Source organism: Streptomyces sp. NPDC045968, from assembly GCF_056430475.1.
Window position 1 is genome coordinate 201,987 of the sequence record NZ_JBWKLF010000003.1, and the last position, 17,123, is coordinate 219,109.

15 protein-coding genes and 1 pseudogene are annotated in these 17,123 nt (G+C 71.4%); 3 read left to right on the forward strand and 13 right to left on the reverse strand.

The window, feature by feature from the left end:
- Positions 1-106 precede the first annotated feature (106 nt).
- Positions 107-994, reverse strand: coding sequence for a glycoside hydrolase family 19 protein (locus AC07FA_RS10345; protein ID WP_479074503.1), 888 nt, complete (start codon positions 992-994; stop codon positions 107-109).
- A gap of 255 nt (positions 995-1,249) precedes the next feature.
- Between AC07FA_RS10345 and AC07FA_RS10350 the strand changes: the two genes are divergently transcribed.
- Positions 1,250-2,779 (forward strand): substrate-binding domain-containing protein, encoded by a 1,530-nt coding sequence (locus AC07FA_RS10350; RefSeq protein WP_479074505.1) that lies wholly within the window; start codon positions 1,250-1,252, stop codon positions 2,777-2,779.
- Positions 2,780-2,895: 116 nt separating this feature from the next.
- Here AC07FA_RS10350 and AC07FA_RS10355 read toward each other — a convergent pair whose 3' ends face one another.
- Entirely contained in the window at positions 2,896-4,179 is a 1,284-nt protein-coding gene (locus AC07FA_RS10355; protein WP_479074506.1) for an adenylosuccinate synthase, read from the reverse strand.
- Positions 4,180-4,364: 185 nt separating this feature from the next.
- Here AC07FA_RS10355 and AC07FA_RS10360 point away from each other — a divergent pair, with 185 nt between their 5' ends.
- Complete coding sequence (locus AC07FA_RS10360; RefSeq protein ID WP_479074507.1) at positions 4,365-5,225, forward strand: diacylglycerol kinase family protein; 861 nt, start codon at positions 4,365-4,367, stop codon at positions 5,223-5,225.
- Positions 5,226-5,230: 5 nt separating this feature from the next.
- On the opposite strand, the pseudogene AC07FA_RS10365 reads toward AC07FA_RS10360, so the two are convergent.
- Positions 5,231-5,505 (reverse strand): annotated as a pseudogene (locus AC07FA_RS10365) (GbsR/MarR family transcriptional regulator); the annotation flags it as partial.
- Between the two features lie 227 nt (positions 5,506-5,732).
- Here AC07FA_RS10365 and AC07FA_RS10370 point away from each other — a divergent pair.
- Entirely contained in the window at positions 5,733-6,062 is a 330-nt protein-coding gene (locus tag AC07FA_RS10370) for a hypothetical protein (protein WP_479074508.1), read from the forward strand.
- A gap of 12 nt (positions 6,063-6,074) precedes the next feature.
- Here AC07FA_RS10370 and AC07FA_RS10375 read toward each other — a convergent pair whose 3' ends face one another.
- The 10 genes from AC07FA_RS10375 to fbaA form a co-directional block, all read right to left on the reverse strand.
- The gene (locus AC07FA_RS10375) at positions 6,075-7,280 is read right to left on the reverse strand and encodes a cytochrome P450 (protein ID WP_479074509.1); all 1,206 of its coding nucleotides are present in this window, start codon (positions 7,278-7,280) and stop codon (positions 6,075-6,077) included.
- A 43-nt stretch (positions 7,281-7,323) separates the two neighbouring features.
- Entirely contained in the window at positions 7,324-7,986 is a 663-nt protein-coding gene (locus tag AC07FA_RS10380) for a response regulator (RefSeq protein WP_479074510.1), read from the reverse strand.
- Positions 7,983-9,311 carry a sensor histidine kinase gene (locus AC07FA_RS10385; RefSeq protein ID WP_479074511.1) on the reverse strand — a complete coding sequence of 443 codons (1,329 nt, stop codon included), beginning with the start codon at positions 9,309-9,311 and terminating at the stop codon, positions 7,983-7,985. The genes AC07FA_RS10380 and AC07FA_RS10385 overlap by 4 nt, the downstream gene beginning before the upstream one ends.
- A 161-nt stretch (positions 9,312-9,472) precedes the next feature.
- The gene (locus AC07FA_RS10390; RefSeq protein WP_479074512.1) at positions 9,473-10,348 is read right to left on the reverse strand and encodes an alpha/beta hydrolase family protein; all 876 of its coding nucleotides are present in this window, start codon (positions 10,346-10,348) and stop codon (positions 9,473-9,475) included.
- Between the two features lie 135 nt (positions 10,349-10,483).
- The gene (gene kynU / locus AC07FA_RS10395; protein WP_479074513.1) at positions 10,484-11,695 is read right to left on the reverse strand and encodes a kynureninase; all 1,212 of its coding nucleotides are present in this window, start codon (positions 11,693-11,695) and stop codon (positions 10,484-10,486) included.
- Positions 11,688-12,536: a tryptophan 2,3-dioxygenase family protein gene (locus tag AC07FA_RS10400; protein ID WP_479074514.1), complete on the reverse strand. Its 849-nt coding sequence runs from the start codon at positions 12,534-12,536 to the stop codon at positions 11,688-11,690. Before AC07FA_RS10400 ends, kynU begins: the two co-directional genes overlap by 8 nt.
- A 183-nt stretch (positions 12,537-12,719) precedes the next feature.
- On the reverse strand, positions 12,720-13,133 hold the full coding sequence (locus AC07FA_RS10405) for a DUF3151 domain-containing protein (RefSeq protein ID WP_479074515.1): 414 nt from the start codon (positions 13,131-13,133) through the stop codon (positions 12,720-12,722).
- Positions 13,134-13,171: 38 nt separating this feature from the next.
- Positions 13,172-14,692, reverse strand: coding sequence for a DHA2 family efflux MFS transporter permease subunit (locus AC07FA_RS10410; RefSeq protein WP_479074516.1), 1,521 nt, complete (start codon positions 14,690-14,692; stop codon positions 13,172-13,174).
- Positions 14,693-14,782: 90 nt separating this feature from the next.
- Positions 14,783-15,937: a MalY/PatB family protein gene (locus AC07FA_RS10415; protein ID WP_479074517.1), complete on the reverse strand. Its 1,155-nt coding sequence runs from the start codon at positions 15,935-15,937 to the stop codon at positions 14,783-14,785.
- An 87-nt stretch (positions 15,938-16,024) separates the two neighbouring features.
- On the reverse strand, positions 16,025-17,047 hold the full coding sequence (fbaA, locus tag AC07FA_RS10420; protein ID WP_479074518.1) for a class II fructose-bisphosphate aldolase: 1,023 nt from the start codon (positions 17,045-17,047) through the stop codon (positions 16,025-16,027).
- Positions 17,048-17,123 lie beyond the last annotated feature (76 nt).

The window sequence follows — 17,123 nt, forward strand, 5'->3', positions numbered from 1 at the left end:
TTGGGTCCGCGGGTATGGGCGCGGCGGTCCCGCGGGGGTGGGCGCCGGTGGCGCGCCGCCCGCCCTTCCGGGCGGACGGCGGCACAGTCCGGCAGGAGGGGCCTGATCAGCAGCTCAGGTTGGAGCCGGGCGTGGTGCCCAGGATCTGGGTGAAGGCCCGGTACTTGTCGATCCGGCTCTGGACCTGGGCGGGGTTGCCGCCGTTGCACTCCAGGCTGCCGTTGATCGAGCGGATCGTCTCGCCGAATCCGGCGCCGTTGACCATGGCGTTGTGGGCCGTCATGGTGCCGGGGCCGTTCTGGGTGTTCCAGTACCAGAGGCCGGTCTTCCAGGCCACGGAGGCGTTCTGCTCCACCAGGTACGGGTTGCGCAGGAGGTCGATCCCGAGGGCGTCACCGGCCGCCTTGTAGTTGAAGTTCCAGCTGAGCTGGATCGGGCCGCGACCGTAGTAGGCGGCCTGGCCCGCCGGGCAGCCGTAGGGCTGGCTGCTGTCACAGTAGTGGGGGTAGTTGGCCTGGTTCTGCTCGACGATGTGCACCAGGCCGCCGGTCTCATGGCTGACGTTGGCGAGGAAGGCCGCCGCCTCCTGGCGCTTGACCGTGTCGCTGCCGGTGGTGGCGAAGGCCGGGTAGGCGCTCAGGGCGGCGGTCAGTCCGCTGTAGGTGTAGAACGAGTTCCGGCTCGGGAACATCTGGTTGAACTGCGCCTCGCTGACGACGAAGCCCGACGGACTGGGCTCGCCCGTACCGCCGCCGGAACCGCAGGTGCCGCTGTCGGCCCAGACCTCGGCCCTGCCCGGGGTCTCGTTCTGGGTCCACCACTTCGCGGACCAGTTGTGCCCGTTGTAGGAGGCCGTGCCGCCTCCGGTGTAGACGGACGAGGCGTTCCACGCCGGGGCGCAGGTGGCCGCCGCGGCCGTGGTGGCGGGGAGGATGACGATCGTCGCGACGACCGCGCCCAGCGCGGTCAGCAGACTCAGGACGCGTCTGATCAAGATGATCACTCCTTCGGCGCGGCGCACGGGCTGCCCGTGCGCCGCCATGGGGGGTGTCCGTCACTCAAGCGGAATGGTCTGTACCTGTCAAGGTCTAGACCAAGGTTGCCGGAGTGCCCCGGCGAACAACCGGCGAACTTCAGTCGACGGGACCGCTCCGCGCCCCCAACTCCCTTGAGCCACACGTACGGTGACGCGAACAAATGGCCGCGCACGGGCGCGCGCCCGTGCACGTGGGGGGAGTGCGAGGAAGCCGTGGAGTGGTTCAGCGCCGAGAACGTCGTGGCCGTGCTCACCGCCGTACTGGGTGTCCTGGCCTCCGTCGGGGTGCTCTGGTACGAGCGCCGCGTGCCCCGCCGCAAGCGCATCGGCTACCGCGTCCAGATGGACACCCCGATCGGCAGCGACGTCAGCCAGGGGCGGGCCAACGTGCGGCTCGGTCTCTTCAACGAGACGGCGGACATGGCCGACGCCACGCTCGTCCTGCTGCGCGTCGAGAACGACGGCTCGCAGTCCATCGGGGACAGCGACTACACGGGCCGCGAACTGCACGGCCTGACCGTCGATTTCACCGGCCGCACGGTCCGCGGCATAGCGGTCACGCAGTCACCGAACGCCGACCATCTGATGGAGCACTTCACCCCGGCGGGCGGGATGCGGCACAGCGGCGCCCTGATCCGGCTCCCCCGCGTCCCGCTCAACCGCAACGAACACTTCAAGCTGCTCGTCCTGCTCACCGGGGGGAGCGTGGGCAGCCCCATCAAGATCATCGGCGGCATCCGGGACGGCAAGGTGAGGCCCAACAAGGCCGCCCGCCCCGACGAGAAACCGCCCCTGTTCGGCCTGGCCGCCCGGCTGATCACCGTGGCCCTGACCGTCTGCGTCGTCACGCTCGCCTCGATCATCCTCGTACGGGACGACGACCCGCCGCCGATCGGCTGCGCCCAGGGCGAGCTGACGGTCACCGGTTCCACCGCCTTCGCCCCCGTCGTACGGGAACTGGCCGCAAAGTACGAGAAGGAGTGCGAGGGCTCCACCATCCACGTGGACGCGCACGGCTCCAACGCCGGCATACGGCGGCTCGCCGACCAGGGCGCCGATGAGGCGAAGTCCGGTTCCCCCGCGCTGGTCGCCCTCTCCGACGGCCCGAAGCCGGACGGCTACCCGCAGCTGCGCGAGAACCGCGTCGCGGTCTCGCTCTTCTCCCTCGTCGTCAACGACCGGGTACCGGTGCGCGACCTCTCGCTGGAGGACATCCGGAAGATCTACCGGGGCGACATCCGCAACTGGAAGCTCCTCGGCGGCCCGGACCTGAAGGTCCTGCTGGTCAGCAGGGACGCCAACTCCGGCACCCGCGAGGTCTTCCAGCGGCGCGTACTCGGCCGCAACGAGCCCGCCCAGTCCTCCCGCGACTGCGCCACCAAGGACGACCCGCAGTCCGCTGTCACCCGGTGCGAACTCGACAGCACCGAACAGGTCCTGTCCACCGTGGCCCGGCTGCCCGGAGCCATCGGCTACAGCGAACTGCGCGCCGGAACCGAACTGAACGGGCTGCACCAGCTCGCGATCGACGGCGCCACCCCGTCCGTCGACACGATCGGCAGCAGCGCCTACCCGTACCGCGAGATCGAGTACGCCTACAGCTACGGCCAGCCGCCCGCGGACTCGCTGGCCTCCAGCTTCCTCGGCTACCTCAGCCGCGGCAGCGGCCAGGACGTCATCAGGACCCACGGCCATCTGCCGTGCGCGACGCCCAAGGGCCTGCGGATCTGCGGGGCGGACTGAGAGCCCCTCTCCGGGAGGGGCTTCTCCGGGAGCCGGCTCCTCGGGCCTCTTCGGGATGGACCGAACGCGGGAGGGCCGGGACGCACGCGTCCCGGCCCTCCCGCGGTTTCCCCGGTCTAGAGGAACGAGTTGATCTCGATGGTCTCGGTACGGCCGGGGCCGACACCGATCGCCGAGATCGGAGCGCCCGACATCTCCTCCAGCGCCTTCACGTAGTCCTGCGCGTTCTTCGGCAGGTCGTCGAAGGTCTTGGCCTTCGTGATGTCCTCGGACCAGCCCGGCAGCATCTCGTAGATCGGCTTCGCGTGGTGGAAGTCGGTCTGGCTGTACGGGAGTTCCTCGACGCGCTTGCCGTCGATCTCGTACGCGACACACACCGGGATCTGCTCCCAGCCGGTCAGCACGTCCAGCTTCGTGAGGAAGAAGTCGGTGAGACCGTTGACCCGGGTCGCGTACCGCGCGATCGGGGCGTCGAACCAGCCGCAGCGACGGTCACGGCCGGTGGTGACACCGCGCTCGCCACCGATGCGGCGCAGCGCCTCGCCGTCCTCGTCGAACAGCTCCGTCGGGAACGGCCCGGCGCCGACGCGCGTGGTGTACGCCTTGAGGATGCCGATGACGCGGCTGATCTTCGTCGGGCCGACGCCAGCACCGGTGCAGGCGCCGCCCGCGGTCGGGTTCGACGAGGTGACGAAGGGGTAGGTGCCGTGGTCGACGTCGAGCAGCGTTCCCTGGCCACCCTCGAAGAGGACGACCTTGCCCTCGTCGATGGCGTTGTTCAGGACCAGCGTCGTGTCGGAGACGTACGGCTTGAGCCGGTCCGCGTAGGTGAGCAGCTCTTCGACGATCTTGCCGGCTTCGATCGCGCGCCGGTTGTAGAGCTTGGCGAGGATCTGGTTCTTGAAGTCGAGGGCCGCTTCGACCTTCTGGACGAGGATCGACTCGTCGTAGAGGTCCTGGACCCGGATACCGACGCGGTTGATCTTGTCCGCGTACGTCGGCCCGATACCGCGACCGGTGGTACCGATCTTGCGGGAGCCGAGGAAGCGTTCCGTCACCTTGTCGACCGTGACGTTGTACGGAGTGATCAAATGAGCATTGCCGCTGATCAGAAGCTTGGACGTGTCGACGCCTCGCTCGTTCAGACCGTTCAGCTCGGAGAACAGCACCGCCGGGTCGACCACGACTCCGTTACCGATGACCGGGGTACACCCCGGCGACAGGATTCCGGAGGGAAGGAGATGCAGTGCGTACTTCTGGTCGCCCACGACGACCGTGTGGCCGGCATTGTTGCCGCCCTGATAGCGCACCACATAGTCCACGGAACCACCGAGGAGGTCGGTGGCCTTCCCCTTGCCCTCGTCACCCCACTGAGCACCGAGCAGCACAAGTGCGGGCACAGGCGTACACCCCTTCCGGGCGGGGCATGTCCAAGGTCAGGGGGCGTACGTAAAGGTGTACCTGCCGCACGACGATGTGCGGCAAAGCCTGAGCCGTCGAACCGGGTGCCCCGGAATAGACGAAGCCCCTGGCGCAATAGCGCAAGGGGCTCTTGCACCAAGATGCTACCCGAGGAAGGACCGAGGTGTCGGCTGCAGAGCCCCCCGGCGACGGCGACCACCAGCTTCTGGTGCTCATCGACCCGGTTGCCCGCCGGACCGACGGCGAGTCCGTCCGTATCGCGAAGGACGTGCTGAGCGCCGGCTCGCACGCCAAGATCTGCCTTCCCGACACCCCCGAGGAGTTCCTCAGGGCCCTGTCGCGCCGGGGCAGCAGACGGCCGGTGGTCGTCGGCGACGACCGGGCGCTGTTGCGCGCCGTCGCCCATCTCCACCGGGAGCGCGAGCTGTCCGACGGCGCCCTCTCCCTGATCCCGGTCGGCGCCGCACCCACACTGGAACTCGCCCACGCGCTCGGCGTGCCCCGGGGCGCGGTGGCCGCGGCCCGGTCGGCGCTCGACGGCACGGTCCGCCGGCTGGACCTGCTGGTCGACGACAGCGACGGCGTCGTCCTCGGCACCCTGCGCATCCCCGCCCTGCCCGCGTCCGCCGGCGCCCCGCACACGGGGGTCACGGCGGTCTGGGACACCTGCCGCTCCCTGGTGGCGTCCCTGGTCCGCCCGGCCCCGGCCACCGCCCACACACCGCCGCGCACGCACCGGCTGCGCGTGGAGGCGGACGGGGTCCTGCTGAACGACCTGGACCGCCCGGTCGAGGGCGTCTCGGTGACCGCGCAGGGTGACGGCGGCCTGGTCGACGTGGTGATCCACACCGGGCCGGGGCGCACGGAATCCCGGGAGGCCAAGGCGGTGACGGTCTCCGGCGCGGACTTCCGCTACCGGGCCGACATACACGTCACCGGCCCGGTCCGCACCCGGACGTGGACGGTGCGGGCGGGGGCGTGGTCGCTGATACTGCCGACGGCGGGGGGCCAGGCCGTGGCCTAGGGCTTCTCGAAGAACGCCGCCGTCTCGGCGAGCCGGACCCCGGCCGGGGTGCTCTCGCCGAGGGTGCGGGCACCCTCGCGTACCAGATCTCGTCGTGCAGGCGGTAGCGGTCGCGGCGGGAGCCGGGCTCGCGCTCCCTGCTGACCATGCTGACCTGGGTCAGATAGCTGACCGCGCCGAAGACGGCGGCCGGGCTGATCTGGAGTGCGAGCGCCAGCTCGGCCGAGGTCATGGCGCCGTCGTCGTCGGCGAGGAGCGCCGCGAAGACGCGGGAGGCCATGCCACCAGTGCTCCTGATGACGGCGGGAGCGGCGGCCCTGATAACCGTCGGCCTGACGGCCCCGCGCCGCCGGGACGTCCTGACCTGAGGCCCCTGACCGACAGATCCAGCCCCTCCGGCGATTGAGGAGCCGGAGCCCCGGGGTGGTCCGGCGGACCCGGATCGCCGTCCCCGCCTCGGCCCCCGCCCCCGGAACCCCCGGGCCCACCCGCCGCGTCCACCCTCACGTGGACACACGACGAGAAGCCATCACCGGCACCGCGGGATGCCTCGCCGCCGCCATCGGCGCCATCGCGGGTCTGGTCGTCTGGACCCCGTACGGCATGGACGGCATCTTCGGCGGCTTCGAAGGCGAGTCCGAGTGGAACGTCCTCTGGCTCGGCCTCCCCGTCATGACCCTCGGCGGGATCGCCGCCGCGCTCGTCCTCTTCGCCCTCGTACGCCGAAAGTGGCGCCAGGCCCTGATCCCCGCGCTGATCCTGGCTGCGCTGACCGCCTTCGGCTACGGCTTCGACGTCCTCGCGGGCCCACCTCTCGCCTGCGGACCGGGCTGCTGAACCGGCCGCTCCTCAGAGCTCCACGTTCAGCTCCTTCAGCCCCCGGATCACATAGCCCGGATGCCACTCCGGCTCCGCGACCAGCCGCATGCCCGGCGCCTTGCGCAGCAACTCACCGAACGAGGCCGCCAGTTCGATGCGGGCCAGCGGCGCCCCCAGGCAGTAGTGGATACCCGCCCCGAACGTGATGTGCGGGTTGTCCGGCCGGGACAGATCCAGCGTGTCGGGCTCGGCGAAGCGCTCGGGGTCACGGTTGGCCGAGCCGAAGAGCAGCGCGACCTCCGCGCCCCGGGGAATGACCGTGCCGGCGATCTCGATGTCGTCGAGCACCCAGCGCTCGAACATCTGCAACGGAGTGTCGTACCGCAGCAGTTCCTCCACAGCCGTGGGCAGCAGACCGTGATCGCCGCGCAGGGCCGCCAACTGCTCCGGGTGCCGGAACAGCGTCCACCAGCCGTTGACGGTGGTGTTGACCGTCGCCTCGTGCCCCGCGTTCAGCAGGAGCACACACGTGGAGATCATCTCCTGCTCGCTGAGCCGCTCCCCCTCGTCATGGGCGGCGATGAGCGCGGAGATCAGATCCGTACCGGGGTCCCTGCGGCGCTCCGCGATCAGCCCCCGCAGATACGCGGAGAAGTCGACCGACGCCCGGACGGCCTCCCGGGCCGTCTCCTCCGACGGATTCAGCTCGAACATCCCGCAGATCGCCGAGGACCACGGCCGCAGCAGCGCCCGGTCGGCCTCCGGCACGCCCAGCATCTCGGCGATCACCGCGACGGGCAGCGGCTCGGCGACCGCCGCCAGCAGATCACCCCCGCCCGAGGCGACGAACGCGTCGACCAGTTCGGCCGCCAGCCGCTCCACCGTCGGCGCGAGACGCTCGACCGTGCGCGGGGTGAACGCCTTGGAGACCAGCCGCCTGATGCGGGTGTGGTCGGGGGCCTCCAGATCGAGCAGCCCCTGCCCGTTGAGCGTGTGGAAGGGCTCGTGCGCGGCCGGTGGCGGAGCGAGCCCGAACTCCTCGTGGGTGAACCGGTGCAGATACGTCCGGCCGAGCCGCCGGTCGCGCAGCAGCCCGGACACGTCGGAGTAGTGCGGGATCAGCCACTGCCGGGTCGGCTCGAAGTAATGCGCCCGGCCGGCGGCACGCAGCGCGGTGTAGGCGGGGTACGGATCGGCGACGAACGCGGGCGACCAGGGGTCGAAGGACACATACATGCCCTGACGCTACCCGGCAGCCCAGCAGCTCAGTTCGAACGGTCTACCCGGGGGTGACCAGTCGTGCCTCGTACGCGAACACCGCCGCCTGCGTCCGGTCGCGCAGCCCCAGCTTCACCAGGATGCGGCTCACATGCGTCTTGATCGTGGACTCGGCGACCACCAGGCGCGAGGCGATCTCCGCGTTCGACAGCCCCTGCGCGATCAGTACGAGCACCTCCGTCTCCCGCTCCGTGAGGTCCCCGATCCGGGCGAGCGCGGGAGGGCGCGGCGCTTCGGAGAGCTTCGAGAACTCCGTGATCAGCCGCCGCGTGACGGCCGGGGCGAGCAGCGCTTCTCCGGACGCCACCACCCGTACACCTTCGGCGAGCTGGCGGGCCGACGCGTCCTTCAGCAGGAAGCCGGAGGCCCCCGCGCGCAGCGCCTGGTACACGTACTCGTCGAGGTCGAAGGTGGTGAGGACCAGGACCTTGGCGTCCGCGTCGGCGGCGACGATCTCGCGGGTCGCCTCGATGCCGTTGAGTTCCGGCATCCGGATGTCCATCAGCACGACGTCGGGCCGGAGCGCGGCCACCTGCGAGACGGCCTGGCGGCCGTCCACGGCCTCGCCCACGACCTCGATCCCCGGCATCGCGTTGAGGAGTACGGAGAAGCCCTCGCGAACCATCATCTGGTCGTCGACGATCAGCACTCTGATGCTGTTCATACGGTCCCGCCCGGCAGCATGTCGTCCTCGGCCGGTTCGCGCACGGCCTGGACGGGGATGAACGCGGCGATCTCGTAGCCGCCGTCCGCCGTGGACTGCGCGGTCATCTCACCGTCCAGCATGGCCACCCGCTCCCGCATCCCCGTGATCCCGTGCCCGGCCCCCGGCGAGGGCTTGACGAGACCGGTCGCCGGCCCGTTCACGACGCGCAGCCCGAGTCCGCCGAGCACATAGCCGATCTCCACCTTCGCGGTGGCGCCCGGCGCGTGCCGCAGTGTGTTGCTCAGGGCTTCCTGGATGATCCGGTACGCCGACAGCTCGACGCCCTGCGGCAGCTCGCGTACGGCTCCGGTGACCGTCTTCTCCGTCTCCAGACCCGCGTCCGCCACATTGGCCAGGAGGCGGTCCAGTTCGGCGAGCGTGGGCTGCGGGGCGTCCGGGGCCTCGTGGTCCTCGGCCCGTACGACACCGAGGACCCGGCGCAGCTCGGTGAGCGCGGCGACGGCGTTTTCGCGGATGGTGAGGAACGCCTGTTCCAGCTCGGGCGGCGGGTTCTCCACCCGGTAGGGGGCGGCCTCCGCCTGGATCGCCACGACCGACATGTGGTGGGCGACGACGTCGTGCAGCTCACGGGCGATGGTCGTGCGCTCCTCCAGGAGCGTGCGCCGGTCGCGCTCGACGGCGGTCACCGTGCGCTGCACGGTCACCTCGCGCTGGGCCTCCCGCCGCACCTGCACCATGGCGACGACGAGCAGCGCGAGCGCGGAGGTGACGGCCATGCCGGCGATGGTGGAGGAATACCCGGCACCGAAGTTGTCCAGGAAGGACCCGGCGAACAGGGTCACGACCCACATCCAGGCGGCGGCACGCGGCCGGGTGCGCGCCGCGACCACGACCAGGACGCCCAGGTGGCAGAGGAACATGCCCGGTCCCCACGGCCAGTCCCCCCGGCCCGCCACCGCCGCCACCGGGGTCAGCGCCATCGACGCCCAGAAGGCGCCGACGGGCCTGACCAGGGTCATCAGCAGCGGAACGGCCGGCAGCAGCCCGGTGACGACGGCCGCGACTCCGTAGACGCCGTCGGAGTCGGCCGCGACGAGACCGATCAGCGCCGTGAGCAGGGCCAGCGCGCCGACCGCCGCGTGCGGGGACCAGACGGCACGTGCCCGCAGCCGCTTCGGCAGCCGCCGGATCACCGGTCCGCCGGTCCCCAGCGGGTCCAGCGGACGGTAGGCGAGCACATCGTGGAAGAGGTCCTGCCGCAGGCCGCCTATCGCGTCTGCGGCCAGCCGGAACTCGGGGCTTCTGGTCTTGGTCTCGGTCACGCTTCTCACGGTAGGCGGCGCGGCGGGCGGGGGCGTCAGCAGTGATACGGATTCCCGGGCGTCCGTCGCAAGGACTACGCGACCGCCCGGACGACATCCTCACGGCACGCCACCGGCCGGAAGACACCCTCACGGGGCCCCACCGGCCGGACCCCGCCGGCTCACCAGGCGAGCTGGGCCAGCTCCTCCGCGACCACCGCACACGCGTCGGCCGACGGATCGATCAGCGGGAAGTGCCCGACCGCCTCCAGCAGCGTCAGCCCCACCATCTCCCCCGCCTTCGCCGCCGCGTCGACGAACGCCTCCGACACCGCCGGGGGCACGGTCAGGTCACAGGTGCCCTGCACCACGGCCGTGGCGATACCCGTGGGCAACAGGGCGGCCGGGTCGGCATGGGGACTCCGTGCCGCGAAGTCCTCACCGCTGCCCAGGAGTTGGCCCACCGCGCCGGAGCACACGTCCAGCTCGACGGCGGTGGCGAAGTCGGCGACCGGCGCGAGGGCGACGACGCCCCGCAGCGGCGGCGGGGACGGCAGCCGCCACGGCGACCCCTCGGGGAGTACGTGCCGGGCGGCGGCCCACAGCGCCAGCTGGCCGCCCGCCGAGTGCCCGGTGACCACGATCCGCCGCACATCGGCCTGGGGCAGTTCCCGCCCGGCCAGCAGCGGCATCGCGTCCATCGCGGCGGCGACGTCGTCGAAGGTCTCGGGCCAGCGTCCGGCGGCAGGACCGGAAGCACTCTGCCGCGGGCTCTCGCCGCCGCGTCGGTACTCGACGTTGGCGACGGCGAAGCCGCGCCGGGCCAGGAAGTCCGCGAACGGGGAGACATGGTGCCGGTCGTACGGGGCACGCCACGCCCCTCCGTGCAGCAGGACGACGAGCGGCGCCCCGGTCCTGCCGTCCCGGGGAGCGTAGAAGTCGATCACCTGGTCGGGATGGCTGCCGTAGGCCGCGGACCGGTCGGGGGCGACCACCGGGTGGGCGAACGCCGACTCCTCCTCGGCGGCATCACGATCACGCGCGGCAGAATCCGACATGCTGCTCCAACCGTCCAACGAATAACCCAACTGGCTTGACCTGCGGGGACGGTATCAGCCCCGGGCAGTCGCTCTTGATCGCCGGACGAGCGGTTCCGGGCCCGCCCGGCGATCAAGGACAATGCGGCAGCCGGGCTATCCCTTCAGCACGTCCGCCAGAATCCGCGCCGCCCGCTCCGCGTCCGCGAAGCCCACGTACAACGGCGTGAACCCGAACCGCAGCACATCCGGCCGCCGCAGATCCCCGACGACGCCCCGCTCGATGAGCGCGCGCATCACCGGCTCGGCGTCCTCGCACCGCAGCGCGACCTGGCTGCCGCGCTCCGCGTGCGCGGCGGGCGTGATCGAGGTGACCCGGCCCTCGGGCACGTACGCGGCGACGCACTCCAGGAAGAAGTCCGTCAGCGCGAGGGACTTGGCCCGTACGGCGGCCACCTCCACCCCGTCCCACACGTCCAGCGACCCTTCGAGCGCCAGCATGGACAGGATGTCGGGGGTGCCGACCCGGCCCCGTACCGAACCCTCGGCGGGGGCGTACCCGGGTGTCATCGCGAACGGGTCGGCGTGCGAGGTCCAGCCCGGCAGCGGGGAGTCGAAGGCCGCCTGGTGGCGCTCGGCGACGTACAGGTAGGCGGGCGAACCGGGGCCGCCGTTGAGGTACTTGTACGTGCAGCCGATGGCCAGGTCCACCCCGTGCTCGTCCAGGCCGACGGGCAGGGCGCCCGCACTGTGGCACAGGTCCCAGACGGCGAGGCCGCCCGCCGCGTGCACGGCGGCGGTGAGACCGGGCAGGTCGTGCAGCCTGCCGGTGCGGTAGTCGACGTGGTTGAGCAGGACGACCGCCGTACGGGGGCCGAGGGCGGCCGGTACGTCGGCGGGCGCGACCGGGACGATCCGGTGGCCGGTCATCCGGGCGGCGGACTCGGCAATGTACCCGTCCGTGGGAAAGGTCGTCGCGTCGACCAGGATCTCGTCGCGTCCGTCCGCCGCGATGCGGCTCGCGGCGACGACGGCCTTGAAGACGTTCACGCTCGTCGAGTCGCCCACCACGATCTGCCCGGCGGCGGCCCCGACGAGCGGGGCGATCCGGTCGCCGATCCGCTCGGGCGCGGTCCACCAGCCGCTCTCGTCCCAGGACCGGATGCGCAGCTCGCCCCACTCACGGGTGACGACGTCCTGGAGCCGCGCGGGCACGTGGCGGGGCAGCGCGCCCAGCGAGTTCCCGTCGAGGTAGACGGTGTCGTCGAGGGTGAACAGCTCGCGGAGCTTGGCCAGTTCGTCGGCGGCGTCGAGCGCCGCCGCCTTGTCTGCACAGGTCTCAGACGTGTCCATGTAGGTCTCAGACATGGCTGCGTGCCGTCCACAGCTCGGGGAAGACGTTCTTCGTGGCCCGCTTCTCCAGCCACGCGACCCCGGCCGAGCCGCCGGTACCGGTCTTCGAACCCATCGCGCGGCGGGTGGCGACCAGATGGTCGTTGCGCCAGCGCCAGACCAGCTCACCGACATCGGTGAGCGCCTCACCGAGGCGGACCAACTCGTCGTGCTGGTCGGGGTTGGCGTAGATCCCCGCCCAGACGGTCTCGACCTCGGGCGACGGCTCGTACTTCTTGGCCAGGTCGCGGCCGAGCACGGACTGCGGCACCGCGTGCCCGCGCCGGGCGAGCAGGGCCAGCACCTCGTCATACAGGCTGGGCTCGTGGAGCGCCTTCTCCAGCTCGGCGTACACACGGGGCGCGCCCCGGTGCGGGACGAGCATGGAGGCGGACTTGTCCCCGAGCAGGAACTCCATCCGCCGGTACATCGCCGACTGGAATCCGGAGCCTTCGCCGAGCGCGCCGCGGTAGGAGTTGAACTGGGCGGGGGTCAGCCCGGCCAGCGGGGTCCAGGAGGCGTTCAGCGCCTCCAGTTCCCGTACGGACCGCTTCAGCGCGTCCCGCGCCACGGGTATGCGGTCCTCGCGCAGGGCGTGCGCCGCGGTCTCCCACTCATGGACGATGACCGTGAACCACAGCTCCATGACCTGGGTGGTGACCAGGAAGACCATCTCGCCGGGGTCGTCCGAGCGAAGGTGCTGGAGGTGGGTCAGGACATCCGCCTGGACATAGTCCTCGTACGGAGTCGTTCCCGCGAAGTCCAGGTGCGGGGTGTCCGCACCGGTGGCTTCGGGGTCGGGGTGATTCGTCGACATTTCTGTCTCCTCGACACGAGCTTCCGGGTAGCGGTCCGCCCCTTCCGTGAGGAAGTGGAGCTCCGGTCCCCTGCCCGCATCCTAAGCCGGGGCCACGCGCGGCGTCGTCCCGGAGGCGGTCCGGCGGACAGCACACGGGCCCCGCGGACGACGTGCGTCCACGGGGCCCGGTACGGCGCGGGCTCAGCCCAGGATGTCGGCGGCGGTCGGTGAGGAGTCGCGCAGGAACGTCGAGCAGCGCTCGTGCTCGTCCTTCTCACCGATGTCCCCCGCGGCGCGGGCGAGAGCGTGCAGGGAGCGCAGGAAGCCGCGGTTCGGCTCGTGCTCGAAGGGGACGGGGCCGTGCCCCTTCCACCCGGCGCGGCGCAGGGCGTCCAGGCCGCGGTGGTAGCCGGTGCGGGCGTACGCGTACGACTCGATGACCCGGCCGCCCTCGTACGCCTCGTCGGCGAGCTGCGCCCAGGCCAGCGAGGAGGTGGGGTACTTCGCTGCGACGTCGGCGGGCGCCGCGCCGTTGGCGAGCAGCTCGCGCGGCTCCGGGTCGTCGGGCAGATGGGTCGGGGAGGGCCCCCCGAGCAGGTTCTCGTGGATGGACATGGGTCCAAGTGTGCCTGGTGGGACGGGCCCGTGGGGCATCACCCCGGTTCCCGTTCCGAAGCGTCCTGCGGGCGTCGTACGGGCTCCAGCGGCGGGGCCGTGACCCCGCAGTGCACGGTGCACGCGGGCCGGGCCGCCGTGCGCGGGGTGCGCACCGTCCACCAGGCGATCGCCGCGCCCAGCACCAGCAGTCCCGCGCACATCGGCATCGCGCGCCGGAAGGTCGAGGCGAACTCCCCGGCGTCGCGGTACGCCTCCGGGCCCATCCCGGCGAGCAGCGGCAGCGCGGCCACGGCGATGAGCCCCGCGGCACGCGCCGCCGCGTTGTTGATGCCACTGGCGAGCCCGGCCCGCCCGGTGTCCACGGCGGCCAGGACGGTCGCGGTCAGCGGCGCGACGAGGACCACCAGGCCGAGGCCCAGCACGACGACGGCGGGCAGGACGTCGGCGACGTACGAGGAGACGGTGGCACCGGGCCCGACCCGCAGCATCAGCAGCATCCCCGCGGCGGCCAGCAGGGGCCCCACCGTGAGCGGGATACGGGGCCCGATCCGCCGGCCCAGTTCGCCTGCCCACGCGGAGAACAGCAGCATCAGCACCGTCGTGGGCAGCAGCGCGGCACCCGCCCCGAGGGCCGAGTATCCGGCGACGACCTGGAGCTGCATCGCGGAGAGGAAGAAGAAGCCGCCGAGCGCCGCGTACACACAGAGGGTGACGATGTTGACGACGGTGAACAGCCTGGACGCGAAGATCGACGGCGGCAGCATGGGGTCGGCGCGGCGCGCCTCCACCCGCACGAACGCCGCCCCGAGCAGCACCCCGCCCACCGCGGCCCCGATGACGACCGGGGAGGCGCCCCGCCCCGGCGCCTCGATCAGCGCGAACGTCACACCCGCCAGTGCGAGCGCCCCGAGCACCGCCCCCAGTACGTCGAAGCGGCCGTGCGCCGCGAGGTCCCTCGACTCCGGTACGTGGCGCAGGGCCACGGGTACGCAGATGGCGGCGAGCGGCAGGTTGAGCAGGAACACCCAGCGCCAGCCGGGCCCGTCGACGAGCCAGCCCCCCACGAACGGCCCGATCGCGGCCCCCACGCCCCCGAGCCCCGACCACAGCCCGACGGCCCGGGCCCGGTCGTCCGGATGGAAACTGGCCTGGATGAGCGCGAGCGACCCCGGGGTGAGCAGCGCCCCGCCGACCCCTTGCAGGGCGCGGGCGGCGATGAGAACGTCCGCGCTCGGCGCGATCCCGCAGAGCAACGAGGCCGCGGCGAACCACACGACCCCGACGACGAACACCCTCCGCCGCCCGTACCGGTCCCCGAGCGCCCCTCCGAGCAGGATCAGCCCGGCGAGCGTGAGCATGTACGCGTTGACGGTCCACTGAAGCGCGGCGAGATCGGTGCCGAGGTCCTCGCCGATGCGGGGGAGGGCGACGTTGATCACGGTGGAGTCGAGCATGGCCATGCTCGACCCGAGAACGGTGGTGAGGACGACCCAGCGACCGACGGGCGACGAGACCCGGATGCCGTCCCCACCACCGCCACTTCGCACATCACCCATGCGGCCAGCATCCCCGCCGCCCGGAGCACCGGCCACCGGGGCGTCTCTCACGCCTGTCCGGCGCGGGAGGACACCTCTTGCAGCCCGCCCCTACCGCACGACCCCCACCCCTCGAACCAGCGCCTCCACCCCGGCCCTCACCTTGCTCCGCGGACACCCCACGTTCAGCCGCAGAAACCCCGGCGCCCCGTACACCGCCCCCGGCATGATCGCGACCTTCTCCCGCTCGATCAGCACCCGCTGCAACGCCTCGTCGTCCACACCCAGCGGCCGCAGATCGATCCACGCCAGGTACCCCGCCTGCGGCGGCTCCCACCCCAGCTCGGGGAACGCCCCGTTCAGCCGTTCCGCGACCAGCGCCAGATTCCCCGCCACATACGCACGGACCCCGTCCAGCCACGCCGCACCCTCCCGGTACGCCGCGATGTGCGCGGTCAGTGAGAGCACCGCCGGCGAGGCGAGCCCTTCCGCCGTCTCCATGCGCCGCAGGAACTCCGCCCGGTCCTTCGCCCTGCCGACGACCCCGTACGACCCCGTCAGCGCCGGGAAGTTGAACGACTTCGACGCGGACGTGATGACCGCCCAGCGCCCGTCACCCCCCACCCGCGTCCAGGGAACGTGCCGGTACCCGTCGTGCACGAAATCCGCGTGGATCTCGTCGCTGATCACCGCCACCCCGTACCGCCCGGCCAGGCCGGCCATCTCCGTCAGCTCGGCCTCCGTCCACACCCGCCCGGTCGGATTGTGCGGCGAGCACAGCACGAGCACCTTCGCGTCGGCCCGGGCCAGCTCCCGCTCCAACGCCTCCACGTCCCCCACCGGCACCCCCCGCATCTCCCGCCCGAGCCCGGTGATCGCCTTGCGGAAGCCGTCGTACGTGGGGGTGTGGACGACCACCCCGTCCCCGGCGTCCGTCCACATCTGGAGGAGCTGCGAGAGCTGGCTGAGCACGGACGGCGCGTAGACCAGCCGCCCGGTGTCGAGCCCGGTGCCGTACCGGGTCTCGTACCAGTGGGCTATCGCCGACCGGAAGTCGTCCTGCTGCCAGTCCGTGTAGCCCAGCACCCCGTGGTCGAGCCGGGCCCGCAACGCCGCCAGCACCTCCGGCGCGGTCTCGAAGTCCATGTCGGAGATGGTGAACGGCAGCAGCCCGTCCACCCCGAACCGGTCCGCGACGCCGTCCCACTGGACGCACCAGGTGCCCCGGCGGTCGACGACGGTGTCGAAGTCGTAGGACGCACTCACAGCGGTTACCTCACCTCACTCGGAACCTCACCCGGACATGCCATGGGCCCGGCACCCCAAGGGGTACCGGGCCCATCACCACACTGACTACTTCATCTTGGTGCCCGTGGAGCGCAGGTTGGCGCACGCCTCGGTGACGCGCGCGGCCATGCCCGCCTCGGCCAGCTTGCCCCAGCTGCGGGGGTCGTACGCCTTCTTGTTGCCGACCTCGCCGTCGACCTTCAGGACACCGTCGTAGTTGCGGAACATGTGGTCTACGACCGGACGGGTGAAGGCGTACTGGGTGTCGGTGTCGAGGTTCATCTTCACGACGCCGTTCTCCAGCGCGGTGGCGATCTCCTCCGCGGTGGAACCGGAACCGCCGTGGAAGACGAAGTCGAACGGGGACGTCTGGCCGTACTTGGCGCCGACGCCTTCCTGGAGGTCCTTCAGCAGCTCGGGACGGAGCACGACGTTGCCCGGCTTGTAGACACCGTGGACGTTGCCGAAGGACGCGGCCAGCAGGTAGCGGCCCTTCTCGCCCAGACCGAGCGCCTCGGCCGTACGCAGCGCGTCATCGACGGTCGTGTACAGCTCGTCGTTGATCTCGTGCGTGACGCCGTCCTCCTCGCCACCGGTCGGGGTGATCTCGACCTCAAGAATGATCTTGGCGGCGGCGGCCTTGGCGAGCAGCTCCTGCGCGATGGAGAGGTTGTCGGCGAGGGTCTCGGCCGAGCCGTCCCACATGTGCGACTGGAACAGCGGGTTCAGACCCTTGGCGACACGCTCCGCGGAGATCTCGATCAGCGGACGCACATAGGTGTCCAGCTTGTCCTTGGGGCAGTGGTCGGTGTGCAGCGCGACCGTGATGTCGTACTTGGCGGCGACGATGTGCGCGAACTCGGCCAGGGCTACAGCGCCCGTGACCATGTCCTTGTTGTACTGGCCGCCCAGGAACTCCGCCCCACCGGTGGAGATCTGGATGATGCCGTCGCTCTCGGCCTCCGCGAAACCGCGCAGTGCAGCGTGCAGGGTCTGGGTCGACGTCACATTGATCGCCGGGTAGGCGAACTTGCCAGCCTTCGCCCGGTCGAGCATCTCGGCGTAGACCTCGGGGGTTGCGATGGGCATCTGTCCGCTCCTTGGGATGTGCGGGTGTGCAGTGCTGGTCCCTGACCTGGGGGCGACGTCATCGTCGCCCCCATCT